Here is an 11,904-nt window from a genome sequence, read left to right as displayed (position 1 = left end):
TCGAGGTGCCAGGGGATGCTCGCCCGGGCGCGCAACGTCGTGCCGTGGGCATTGGAATGGACGTGGACGCCCGTGGAACCGCTCAACGCACGCTCGATGCTCGATGCCGCGACCAGCGCTGCGGCGAAGCCCGCTGACCAACCCTTTGTGGAGCGCCGCCGCCGGCTCTCGCCCGCGGCGCTCGAAGTCGTCAATCAGAAGGTGGCCCGCGCCTATTCGCCGATCGTGATCGCCGGCTTCGTCCGCCTCGCTGATTTCGCGCTGCTCAGCCTCGTCGGCATTGCGCTCTATGTCGGCTATGTCATGCCGCTCGCCGGCGCCTTCAGCTGGGTTTACCCCGGCGAGGTCATCGCCGTCGCGGCCGCCGCCGTGGTCTGCTTCCAGGCCGCCGATATTTATCAGGTGCAGCTGTTCCGCGGACAGCTCCGGCAGATGACGCGGATGATCTCGTCCTGGTCGTTCGTGTTCCTGCTGTTCATCGGCATCTCGTTCTTCGCCAAGTTCGGCAGCGAAGTGTCGCGGCTGTGGCTTGCCGCCTTCTACTTCCTCGGGCTCGCAGCGCTCATGTCCGGGCGCCTGGTGCTGCGCTCGCTGGTGCGCGGCTGGGCGCGCGAGGGCCGGCTCGACCGCCGCACCATCATCGTCGGCTCAGACAGCAACGGCGAGCAGCTGGTCGAGGCGCTGAAGGCGCAGCAGGATTCCGATATCCACGTGCTCGGCGTGTTCGACGATCGCAACGACAGCCGTGCGCTCGACGCCTGCGCCGGCGCGCGCAAGCTCGGCAAGGTCGACGACATCGTCGAGTTCGCCCGTCGCACCCGCGTCGACCTCGTGCTGTTCGCGCTGCCGATCTCGGCGGAGACGCGCATCCTGGAGATGCTGAAGAAGCTCTGGGTGCTGCCGGTCGACATCCGCCTCTCCGCGCACACCAACAAGCTGCGCTTCCGTCCCCGCTCCTATTCCTATCTCGGCGAGGTGCCGACGCTGGACGTGTTCGAGGCGCCGATCACCGACTGGGACCTGGTGATGAAATGGCTGTTCGACCGCATCGTCGGCGGCCTCGCGCTGCTCGCAGCCCTCCCGGTGATGGGACTGGTGGCGCTGGCGGTGAAGCTCGACAGCCCCGGACCGGTGATGTTCCGCCAGAAGCGCTTCGGCTTCAACAACGAGCGCATCGACGTCTACAAGTTCCGCTCGATGTACCACCATCAGGCTGACCCGACCGCCTCGAAGGTCGTGACCAAGAACGATCCGCGTGTCACCCGCGTCGGCCGTTTCATCCGCAAGACCAGCCTCGACGAGCTGCCGCAGCTCTTCAACGTGGTGTTCGCCGGCAACCTTTCCCTGGTCGGCCCGCGCCCGCATGCCGTGCAGGGCAAGCTGCAGAGCCGCCTGTTCGACGAAGCCGTGGACGGCTACTTCGCCCGCCACCGCGTCAAGCCCGGCATCACCGGCTGGGCCCAGATCAACGGCTGGCGCGGCGAGATCGACAATGAAGAGAAGATCCAGAAGCGCGTCGAGTTCGATCTCTATTACATCGAGAACTGGTCGGTGCTGTTCGATCTCTACATTCTCCTGAAGACGCCGATCTCGCTGCTGACCAAGAACGAGAACGCGTATTGAGTTTGTTTCTCTGTCATGCCCCGGCTTGACCGAGGCATCCAGTACGCCGCAGCGCCAGTCGTTTCCACAGTAGGCGCCGCGGGCTACTGGATCGCCGGGTCAAGCCGGGTGATGACAGCGTGTTGTGTGGCGTACGAGTAGCGTGAGCGTGTGATGGCGTATGCGGCGACAGCCGGTGAAGTGAACGTAGCCGCACCGGCTGCGCCCGGCGTGCTGGCCCTCCAGCGCGCGCTGGTGTGGCTGGTCGGCGCCTCCGGCGCGATTGTGTTCATCGAGCCGAGCCCCTACGAGATCGCGACGCTGCTCGCCACCGTCATCTTCTTCGCCACCGGCCTGCGCCTGAAGCTCGTGCTGATGCCGCTGGTGCTGCTGCTGGTCCTGCTCAATGTCGGCTACACGATCAGCGCGATCCCGCTGTTCGAGCAGTCCGAGGTGGTGAGCTGGATCGCGACTTCCTGGTACATGGCGGTGACCGTGGTGTTCTTCGCTATGGTCATTTCGGAGGACACGACGGCCCGGCTCGACATGCTGCGCCGCGGGCTCGTTGTCGGCGCGATGATCGCCTCGCTATTGGCGGTCGCCGGCTACTTCCACTTGATTCCCGGCGGAAACGACCTCCTCACGCTCTACGGTCGCGCGCGCGGCACGTTCAAGGACCCGAACGTGCTCGGCGCCTTCCTGATCCTGCCGGCACTGTTCTCGCTCCAGAGCGTGGTGTCGGACAAGCTCGGCAAGGCGTTCCGGAACGTCATCGGCTTCGGCATCATGTCGCTGGCGATCCTGCTCGCCTTCTCCCGCGCCGCCTGGGGCGGCCTGGTGCTGACCGCCGCTTTCATGCTGGCGCTGATGGTGCTGACCAGCCGCACCAACGCGCAGCGCTCGCGCATCATCATCATGGCGATCGTCGCCGCGGTGCTGGGCCTGGCCTTGATCGCGGTGCTGCTGTCATTCGACTCCATCGCCGAGATGTTCAAGCAGCGCGCGAGCTTCGACCAGAGCTATGACGAGGGCCGCTTCGGCCGGTTCGGCCGCCACATCCTCGGCGCCGAGATGGCGCTCGACCTGCCGTTCGGCATCGGCCCGCTGCAATTCCACCGCTTTTTCCCCGAGGACACCCACAACTCCTACCTCAACGCCTTCATGTCCGGCGGCTGGCTCTCCGGCATGTGCTATCCCGCGCTGGTCTTCACCACCGTCATCATGGGTGTCAGGCACATCTTCGTCCGTGTGCCCTGGCAGCGCGCCTATCTCGCCGTCTTCTCCGCCTTCGTCGGCACCGTCGGCGAAAGCTTCGTGATCGACACCGACCACTGGCGGCACTTCTGGATGATGCTGGGCGCGATGTGGGGCATGATCGCGGCCGCGCAGGCCTACAAGATCAGGGCTGGCGAGGACGCTTCTTCAGCTTGAGATCGGGACGCTTCTCCGGCGGCGTGTCGAGCAGTCCCTTCAGCGCCTCGGTTGCCGCAAGCACGCCCTTGTGACTCTCATTGGTGAAGCGCAGCAGCAATCGCAACTCCTCGTCGGAATAGCCATTGCAGACCCGCTCCATCGCCTGCTGCATCGGCACGTAGAACTGGCCGATTTTCGCGATCGCCTCCGGCACGACCGCAATGAAGACCTTGCGGCGATCGGCCTCGTCGCGTTCACGGCGCACCAGGCCAACCTTTTCGAGCCTGTCGACCACGCCGGTGATCGCGCCCGTGGTCAGCCCCGTGACCTCGGCGAGCCGGCCCGCGGTGACGCGCCCCTCGAGATAGAGGATGTCCATGCATTCGAGGTCGGAATTGGCGATTCCGGCAACGTTCGCAACGGTCTGGCCGTAGAGCACGCCCTGCGCGGACGACCGGCGCATCGCCTCCTCGAGCTCCTGCAACAGCGCCGTGCGCGCCTTCGTCCTTGACAAGGCTTACCTCATCTCTTAGTCGATATATATCTTAGCCACTAAGAGATTTAGTGACCGTAATTTCTCCTAGCATCAAGGAAACGTCGGGAGCAAGCCATGTCCTACCGTCCCCGCAAGGCGCTGATCATCGGCGCCGGCATCGCCGGGCCTGTCGCCGCGATCCTGCTGCGCCGGGCCGGCATCGAGTCCGCGATGTATGAGGCCTGGCCCTATTCGAAGGGCATCGGCGGCGGCCTTCAGATCGCACCGAACGGCATGCACGTGATGGACGAGATCGGGCTTTCGAACGAGCTGATCAGCCGCGGCTCGGTCGCGGAGTCCTTCGACTTCTATTCGCAGGGCGGGAAGCGGCTCGGCTCGATCAACCGCGACATGGCGCGGCGCTTCGGCCAGCCGGCCGTCAACGTCTGCCGCGCTGCGCTGAACGAAATGCTGATCGACAAGGCCTGGTGCGCCTGCGTCTCGCTCTACTTCGAGAAGCGCCTGATCAAGATCGAGGACCGCGGCGACCAGCCGATCATCGCCTATTTCGCCGACGGCACCACCGCCGAAGGCGATTTCCTGATCGGCGCGGACGGCGTGCATTCGGTCGCGCGCCGCCAGGTGGTGCCCGATGGCCCGCAACCGTTCAACACCGGACTGATCGGCTTCGGCGGCTTCGTGCCGCACGCCGTGCTCGACGGCAGGCCAATCGGCCGGCACGTCGAGACCACGTTCGGACAGAGCGGCTTCTTCGGCTACGGCCATTGCAGCCCCGATCCGAACGACGGCGTGATGTGGTGGAGCACGCAGCCGGCGCACGGCATGGATGCCGCGATGTTCCGCGCGCTCGACGCCGCCACGCTGAAGCAGCATCTGCGCGGCTTCCACCGTGGCTGGCATGATCCGATCCCCGACATCATCGAAGCCGCCGAGAACATCGTCGTCACCGACACGCTCGACGTCGCGACCTTGCCGACCTGGTCGCGCAAGCGCTCGCTGCTGATCGGCGATGCCGCGCATGCGACCAGCCCCCATGCCGGCCAGGGTGCCTCGCTCGCGCTCGAGGATGCGATGCGGCTCGCGCGTCTGATGCAGGAGGGCCAGGAGCTCGGCGCCACCTTCCAGGCTTTCGAGGCTGAGCGCCGCCCGCGCGCCGAGAAGATCGTCGCCATGGCCCGCCGCAACGGCAACAGCAAGCGCGAGTTCAGCGCCACCGGCGCCTGGATGCGCAATCAGATGATGAAATGGCTGCTGCCGCTCGGCGCCAAAAGCATGGACTTCATGTACGCGTATGACGCGCGGGCGGCTTAAGCACGCTGCCGTAGGGTGGGCAAAGGCGCGCTCTTCGCGCGCCGTGCCCACCATCTCTCCGCAACCGCGATGAAGGTGGTGGGCACGCTTCGCTTTGCCCACCCTGCGACATCGAGCTAACTCTCCACCTCAAACGTCAGCCCCGCATGGTCCCGCAGCCGCTTGATCAGCTTGTGCTGCATCGCTGCGCCCGGCGTCCAGAAGCCGGCCGGAACATCCGTCGCGTCGCGCAGCAGGCAGATGGCGCATTCCGAGATCATCTTCGAGGTCGAGCCGTAACCGGGATCGCGGTCGCCGGTGACGCCGGCGCGGACCATGCGGCCGTCGGGCGCGATCGCGACATAGAGCAGATTGAAGAGGCCCTTCTCGCGCTCCTCCTTCGAGGGTCCCTCGCCCGGCTTCGGCGCGTTCGGGCCGGTCTTCTCGGCATTGGCCGCCATCACGCGCTTCGCATTGGCCTCGCCCTTCTCGCCGGGACCGGTCAGGACCATCTCGTCGTAGACGAACTCCTTCCCGTACGGAAAGCCCATCAGCATGTTGGAGCGATGGACGTTGCGCGTGTTGATCAGCGCCATCATGAACGGCGCGGCCCAGGATTGCAGATCCTCCTCAAAGGCCGCCCTGTTGCCCTTCGGCTGCTTCGGACCGGTGAACCCGGGCGTCAGCGCAAAATGATCGTTGAGAATGGCGACAAGGCTGAGGTCCTTGGCCACCGCATCGAAGGTCGCTTTCGCGCTCGCGGCGGTGCCGCCTGACAGCGTGCCGCGCATGTCGCGCACACGGCCCTTGACGCGCGCGGCCGGCGCGCCGAACACGCGCTTGGCCTCTTCCTGCACGAAGAACGTGCCGAGCTCGAACGGCACGGAATCATAACCGCACGAAAACACGATCCGTGCACCGCTCGCCTTGGCCGCCGCGTCGTATTTGTCGATCATCTGCCGCATCCAGACCGGCTCGCCGCAGAGGTCGAAATAATCCGCACCTGCAGCGATGCAGGCCGCGAGCAGGTCCTCGCCATAGAATTGGTACGGCCCAACTGTCGTGATCACCGACTTGGTCTGCGCCACCATCGCCTTCAGCGAGGCCGCATCGGACGCATCGGCCACGATCAGCGGCGTGTCCGCGGGCGCGCCGATCGCATCGCGCACGGATTTGAGCTTCTCGAGGCTGCGGCCCGCCATCGCCCATTTGAGCTGCTCGTCGTCCTTGTAATGCGCCGCCAGATATTCGGCGACGAGCTGGCCGGTGAAACCGGTCGCGCCGTAGACGACGATATCGAATTTCGCAGAGCTCATGATCGGCCTTTACTTCTTCGCGTAGCTCACGCCCATGCCGGCGCGGACGTCGCTTTGAATACCATAGGGCGGGATCGGATAGCGCAGGCCGTTCTTGGCCAGCGCCTTCATGCCCTCAACCGCCTTGGCGAGATGCGAGGGCTTCAAGGCCATCAGCATCTCCTCGTCCGGCACGCCGCCATAGCGCCGTTCGGCATAGCATGGCAAGGACAGGCTGGGCTCGCCGGTCTTGAGCGCCCGTCCCCACGAATCCGCACAAGCGGTCTCGCCGACCACGCCCCATTCGAACTTCTTGTAGCCGGTATATTGCAGCCCGTTGATCAGGATGATCATCTGCCCGGGCGTCGCATAGACGAGGCAGATATCGGGCGGATCGAGCCGGCCGCTCTGGAGCGGACTGACGGCGAGCGCCTGATACTGCCCGAACGGAACCACGTCCAGCGCCTCCTGGCGCTTGCGCGCGTCTTCCGCCGTGCCGTGCCAGACCCCGACATAGTTTGCGCCGGCGAGCCATTTTTCATCCTGTGGGCTGAGGCCAATCACCGCCCGGCATTGCGCGCCGACGAGGTCCTCGGACGTGATGCCGACGGTCCACCCCAGGCGCGCGGCCATGCTGACGATCTGGTCGGTGGTGTGGATCGCATTCGGCCGCCGGATTTTCGGGATCGCCTCCATGTCTTCGGCGCGCGCGAACAGCTTCATGCCGATCACCGTTGTCTTCAACCGCAGCAGGCTGTTGAGATCGGCGACGAGGCCGACAAGATCGATCCTGTCTGCGCTCTGCTCCTGCATGGCGTTCCCTCCCGGCATCGCGCGCCGCGTTCTTGCTTTTCAGCCCTCGTTTTAGTCCTTGCCCGGGCCTGGAAGCAACTCGCCGGTCCTGCCCATCAGATGGTAAGCCACGAGGCCGATCCACTCGCGCACGGCCACGTCGGTTCGCCCAAGGCCGTCCACGCCCATATTGGTGAAGGAAAACAGATCGGCGCGTCCGCCCATCCGCCAGTCCACGGGATAGGCTTCGACGTCAAATCCGGCCTCGCGGAAAATTCCCATCGAGCGCGGCATATGGAAGGCCGAGGTGACCAGCAGCCAGCGCTCGCCCGGCTTCGGTGACACCAATTGCTTCGTGAAGATCGCATTCTCCCAGGTGTTGCGGGAGTCACGCTCGAGGATCAGGCGCTCCTTCGCAATGCCGAGATGCTCCAGGATTGGCGCGGAATAATCAGCTTCCCTCGACTCGGTCGAGACCAGGTTCGAAGTGCCCCCGGTGAAGACGATGCGCGCATTGGGATAGCGGCGGGCAAGCTCGGCCGGCGCGAACAGGCGGTCGGCCGCGTGCCCCACGACCGGCGTGCGATGCGCCGCCGACAGATCGGTGTCGATGGAGCCGCCGAGCACGATGATGCCGTCGGGCGCACCGCGCGACGGGTCCCAGGGCGGAAAGCGCGATTCCAGCGGATAGAGCAGGAGATTGCCGAGCGGCGAGAACGCGGCGAGCGCGAGCACGACCAGCGTGATCACGGCAAGCTTGCGACCGAACGCAGCAAAGCGCGTCGCCATCAACACGACCGACAGGATTCCGAGCTCGACCAGGAGATTGACCGGCAGCAGCGCAATGCCGAGGGTCTTGGAAAGAGCGAAATACAGGGGAGCCTCGCTGGAATGATCGTACCTGCCATGCGCGGGCTTGACCGGCCCGGCCTTCTTCAGAAATCTTCTTGAAAGAGGATCGATCGCCGGGTCAAGCCCGGGGCCAATGAAACCAGCCGGACGCGACAAATGACCCATCATCACCTGCATTCCAGCCCCGAAACCTGTCATTGGGGCTTCTTCGAAGCCGCGCTCAAGCCCGTCCTCACCGTCGCCAGCGGCGACGAGGTCACGGTCGACACCATCAGCGGCGGTCCGGACATGCTGCCCGACCGCGACAAGTTTCACATTCCGCCGGAGATGTTCGCAGTTCATGCCAGCAACGAGCGGATGCTGCCCGGCCACATCCTCACCGGTCCGATTGCGGTCGAGGGCGCCGAGCCCGGCGACGTGCTTGCGGTCGAGATCCTCGACGTTCAGCTCCGGCAGGATTGGGGCTGGAATATGATCAAGCCGCTGTCCGGCACCCTGCCCGACGATTTCCACGAGACGCGTATCCTGAACATCCCGCTGGACCGATCGCGGATGACCGGCCGCATGCCCTGGGGCCTCGACCTGCCGCTCAAGCCGTTCTTCGGCGTGATGGGCGTATCGCCGCCGCCGGCCTGGGGCCGAATCTCCTCGCTGATCCCGCGCGCGATGGGCGGCAATCTCGACAACAAGGAGCTCGGCGCGGGTGCGACGCTGTACCTGCCTGTGTTCGTTCCGGGCGCGCTGTTCTCCTGCGGCGACGGCCACGGCGTGCAGGGCGACGGCGAAGTTTGCGTCACCGCAATCGAGACCGCGCTTCAGGGCCGCTTCCGCCTGACACTGCGCAAGGATCTCAGGTTCGACTATCCCCGCGCCGAGACGGCGACGCACTACATGACCATGGCGATGGACCCCGACCTCGACCAGTGCGTGGTGCGCGCGCTGCGCGACATGATCGCGCTGCTCGGCGAGAGGCGAAACCTGTCGCGTGAGGACGCCTACACGCTGAGCAGCCTGGCCGCCGATTTGCGGGTGACCCAGACCGTCAACGGCGCCAAGGGCATCCATTGCATGATCGAAAAGGCGATCGTGCACGGCTGAGCCGGCCCCCGCCTCTCACCTGTTGACGCCAAGCCGCCGCCCGCCACCCCGCGCGGCACGTTGCGCCATGTCTAATTTCCTGTGCGATTCCAACAGGCTGAGCGAACGAAGCAGCCCGGATTTGACTCCGACCCCCGAACCTAAATAGAGTCTTAATCGTTACTTTTATGTACCTGAGTAAGAGGCTAGCGTTCGGGCCATGGCCACCGAAAAAGCCGAGACTGACCGTATTCCCGTAACCTTGGCGCTCTCGACCATCACCTATCTGGAGAAACTGGTGAGACAGGGCACCCACGGCACCAGCGTTCCCGGCGTCGCACGTACCTTGATCGAGGAAGGCATCCGTCTCGCCATCAAGGACGGGCTTTTGTCGATCCGCGACAACGGCAGAACGTGAGCACACGCCGGAGGTAAGGCGGACGGATCTCGAGCAGGCGGATGGCCGACATCTGCAACCTGGGACCGCTACACATGCCTGCTCTTTCCCCGACTTCTTCACAGACTTTCTCACAGGGTTCTGCACAGACTTCTTCACAGGCTTCTTCGCAAGCTTGTTCGCAAACCTGGACCGACGAGCGCATTGAGCTTCTGAAGCGGCATTTCGAGGCCGGCCTCTCCTGCCGCGAGATCGCCGCCGATATCGGCGTCAGCCGCAACGCTGTGATCGGCAAGCTGTCCCGGTTGAATTTGACGCGTGGCCGGACGGTCGACGACCGCAAGGTTCACGACCGCGGCCTGGCGCCGGGGCGCGCGCGGAGAGCCGTTCCACGCCTGCAATACGAGATGCTTGCCACGATCTACGGCGAGACCGACGCGCCCGTGGTCGCCGGGCCGATCGACGAGGCCAATCGCTGCTCGCTGCTGGAGCTTTCCGAGAATCGCTGCCGCTGGCCGATCTCGACGCCGGGCGAAGCCGATTTCTGCTTCTGCGGCAATGCTGCGCCCGACGGCCAGTCCTACTGCACCGGCCACAGCCGCCTCGCCTATCGGCCGAGCTCGCGCGTGCGGCTCGCACGCGGCTAGTCCACAAGCTCATTCCAAAACGAAAAACCTCCGGCAGGGCATTGCCGGAGGTTCTGGAGGCCTGGCATGAAGCCAGGAGCCGCAATGTTATCATCGGCCTCGTTCAATATAGCTGAGTAGATCACGTAAGTAAATAAGCATGGAAACCAACTGCACCGAGTCTCTGGCGTTTTCCCGGCACGCAGTCGGATTGATCGTGCGCTGACGCTTTTATCGCCGCCGAAGAAGCCGAGTTGAGGGTATGGAGAGCGCACAAAAAATCCCGGCGGTTTCCCGCCGGGATTCTCTGATCGATCTGCAGGTTCGACCTCAGAAGTTGCGCTGAGCGCGCAGCATCATGGTGACCGAGTTCTGGTCCTTCAGCTCGTACACGGCCGCCGGCTTCGCAGCGGTGGCAATGCCCGGGCTCGCGATGGAGCCAGAGTACTTCTGGTCCAGACGCGACCAGCTCAGGTCTGCCGTGAACGCCAGGTTCCTGACCGGAGTCCACACGGTGTTGACACCGACGACCGCGAAGTTGAAGTCCGGATTACAGGTCGAACCGGCCAGGGCGATCGCAGCGAAGTTGGCGCAGATCAGGGCCTTGCCCGTATCGCCGTACCTCAGCTGGGCATAGGCACCGTAGACGGCGCTCGCCCAGTTCGGGCTCCAGTTGTGGGTATAGCCACCACGGACGCCCCAGGTCTTGACGGTATCGATGCCGGTACCGGTTCCGAAGACACCGTCGGAGAGACCGGCGAAGCCGGTGCTCTGATACGCGCCGGCGCCGCTACCGCTGAACATGAAGAAGCTCTGCGGGAACAGGCTCTGGAAGTTGTAGCGGGTTGCACCGTCCGTATAGACGGCCTGCAAGTTGATGACGTCACCCGCACCGGTCGGGATGTTCTTGATCGCCAAAGAGCCCTGCACAGCCCAGCCCCACTTGTCGTCGGGGTGGCCGGTGAGTTCGGTCGCGCCGTAGTAGGCCGAATGGAGTTCATGTCCGGCAACCGAGAGCTGGGCCAGACCCCAGGCCTGGTCGACGCGCACGGTACCGAGGATGTCGGGAGAACGCGTGCCACCCCAGGCGTTGGCGCCATAGACGCCCGTCACGAACTGAGCGGCCGTGCCCGACGACACGTTCCAGAGGTTCGACTGGCCGTTGGTCGCCGTCGTCTCATCCTGCAATGCGAACGAAGCGGTGATGCCCTGGCCGAAGTCAGCCGTGTAGGCAACCTGGTTCACACCGTTGACGTGGTTGCTGCCGCCCGGAAGCGTGTCGGGACCGCCAGCCGGATAGCTCTGCCACGGAGCATCGAAGATCGAGACCGTGCGGCCGAAGGTGAAGCCAGCGAACTGGACGAACGCGTGGTAGAGGCCGAGCGAGGCCGAACCGGTTCCGAACGTGGACGGGTTGCTGCCGGTGACCGACGGAGTATCCCAAGTGAAGACCATGTCGGCGTAGGTGCGAACCACGCCGTACTCGGTCGCCGTGCGCGTGTCGACGTTGAAGTCGAAACGAGCGCGACCGGTATACCAGTTGGTCAGACGGTTGTTCGACCCCGCGTTCGCGCCTTGCTGGAAATTATAGTCGCCTGCGCCGCCAAGGATCGCGTCGGCGCGCAGATAGCCGCCGAGCTTGATGCAGGTATCGGTGCCCGGCATGTAGTAGAATCCGGCACCGTACAACGAGCAGATCTTCACGTATTCGACCGCCTTGGCCTTCACGGGAAGATCGGCCGCTTGCGCCCCACCCACGGCGATCAGACCCGCCGCTGAGCCGAGCAAGAGGCTCTTCACCAATTTCATATTCAATCTCCAAGTTGCTCATTTTGCGAACGAGCACGGGCCAGTCGCAGCCCTTACGCTCTTTCGCTTTCAAGTCCGCTCTGGGGGCTTCGCGGCTTCGGACACACCCGCATCGACGCGAGGGACTTGAGCGAACCACCTGCAACGGGACGATCGAGATTCCCCCCACCGCCGCGGCCAATATGCATAGGTGCATTCCCTAATTAAAATAGTTTATTAGGTCAGCTATTGGATTCCAGCGACGTTGTGTCGCCC

General features: G+C 64.5%; 11 protein-coding genes. 6 read left to right on the top strand and 5 right to left on the bottom strand.

Annotation, left to right across the window (positions count from 1 at the left end; translation table 11 throughout):
- Nucleotides 1–72 precede the first annotated feature (72 nt).
- Both NLM27_RS10935 and NLM27_RS10930 read left to right on the top strand, forming a co-directional pair.
- Complete coding sequence (locus NLM27_RS10935; RefSeq protein WP_254143310.1) at nucleotides 73–1,623, top strand: undecaprenyl-phosphate glucose phosphotransferase; 1,551 nt, start codon at nucleotides 73–75, stop codon at nucleotides 1,621–1,623.
- Nucleotides 1,624–1,776: 153 nt separating this feature from the next.
- Nucleotides 1,777–3,033, top strand: coding sequence for an O-antigen ligase (locus tag NLM27_RS10930; protein WP_254143309.1), 1,257 nt, complete (start codon nucleotides 1,777–1,779; stop codon nucleotides 3,031–3,033).
- Here the strand turns inward: NLM27_RS10930 and NLM27_RS10925 are convergent.
- Nucleotides 3,002–3,478 carry a MarR family transcriptional regulator gene (locus NLM27_RS10925; protein WP_254148796.1) on the bottom strand — a complete coding sequence of 159 codons (477 nt, stop codon included), beginning with the start codon at nucleotides 3,476–3,478 and terminating at the stop codon, nucleotides 3,002–3,004. The two genes, NLM27_RS10930 and NLM27_RS10925, sit on opposite strands and share 32 nt — an antisense overlap.
- 147 nt (nucleotides 3,479–3,625) lie before the next feature.
- Here NLM27_RS10925 and NLM27_RS10920 point away from each other — a divergent pair, with 147 nt between their 5' ends.
- Entirely contained in the window at nucleotides 3,626–4,822 is a 1,197-nt protein-coding gene (locus NLM27_RS10920) for an FAD-dependent monooxygenase (RefSeq protein WP_254143308.1), read from the top strand.
- A gap of 116 nt (nucleotides 4,823–4,938) precedes the next feature.
- Here the strand turns inward: NLM27_RS10920 and NLM27_RS10915 are convergent, their stop codons facing one another.
- Genes NLM27_RS10915 through NLM27_RS10905 form a run of 3 tightly spaced genes read right to left on the bottom strand, consistent with a single transcriptional unit; the run spans nucleotide 4,939 to nucleotide 7,728 of the window.
- On the bottom strand, nucleotides 4,939–6,117 hold the full coding sequence (locus NLM27_RS10915; RefSeq protein ID WP_254143307.1) for a trans-acting enoyl reductase family protein: 1,179 nt from the start codon (nucleotides 6,115–6,117) through the stop codon (nucleotides 4,939–4,941).
- Between the two features lie 9 nt (nucleotides 6,118–6,126).
- A complete protein-coding gene (locus NLM27_RS10910; protein WP_254143306.1) occupies nucleotides 6,127–6,909 on the bottom strand; it encodes a DUF169 domain-containing protein in 783 nt (260 codons plus the stop codon).
- 51 nt (nucleotides 6,910–6,960) lie between these two features.
- Nucleotides 6,961–7,728: a YdcF family protein gene (locus NLM27_RS10905; protein WP_254148795.1), complete on the bottom strand. Its 768-nt coding sequence runs from the start codon at nucleotides 7,726–7,728 to the stop codon at nucleotides 6,961–6,963.
- Nucleotides 7,729–7,896: 168 nt separating this feature from the next.
- Here NLM27_RS10905 and NLM27_RS10900 point away from each other — a divergent pair, with 168 nt between their 5' ends.
- The 3 genes from NLM27_RS10900 to NLM27_RS10890 all read left to right on the top strand — a co-directional run bounded on the left by NLM27_RS10900 (nucleotide 7,897) and on the right by NLM27_RS10890 (nucleotide 9,861).
- Nucleotides 7,897–8,838 carry an acetamidase/formamidase family protein gene (locus NLM27_RS10900; RefSeq protein WP_254143305.1) on the top strand — a complete coding sequence of 314 codons (942 nt, stop codon included), beginning with the start codon at nucleotides 7,897–7,899 and terminating at the stop codon, nucleotides 8,836–8,838.
- Nucleotides 8,839–9,037: 199 nt separating this feature from the next.
- Entirely contained in the window at nucleotides 9,038–9,235 is a 198-nt protein-coding gene (locus NLM27_RS10895) for a hypothetical protein (protein WP_007603456.1), read from the top strand.
- A gap of 74 nt (nucleotides 9,236–9,309) precedes the next feature.
- Entirely contained in the window at nucleotides 9,310–9,861 is a 552-nt protein-coding gene (locus NLM27_RS10890) for a GcrA family cell cycle regulator (RefSeq protein WP_254143304.1), read from the top strand.
- 309 nt (nucleotides 9,862–10,170) lie between these two features.
- On the opposite strand, the gene NLM27_RS10885 is transcribed toward NLM27_RS10890, so the two are convergent.
- On the bottom strand, nucleotides 10,171–11,649 hold the full coding sequence (locus NLM27_RS10885) for a porin (protein WP_254143303.1): 1,479 nt from the start codon (nucleotides 11,647–11,649) through the stop codon (nucleotides 10,171–10,173).
- Nucleotides 11,650–11,904: the final 255 nt, after the last annotated feature.

The sequence above is a fragment of the Bradyrhizobium sp. CCGB12 genome (genome assembly GCF_024199845.1).
GTDB lineage: Bacteria > Pseudomonadota > Alphaproteobacteria > Rhizobiales > Xanthobacteraceae > Bradyrhizobium.
This window is presented reverse-complemented; position numbering and strand designations above follow the sequence as displayed.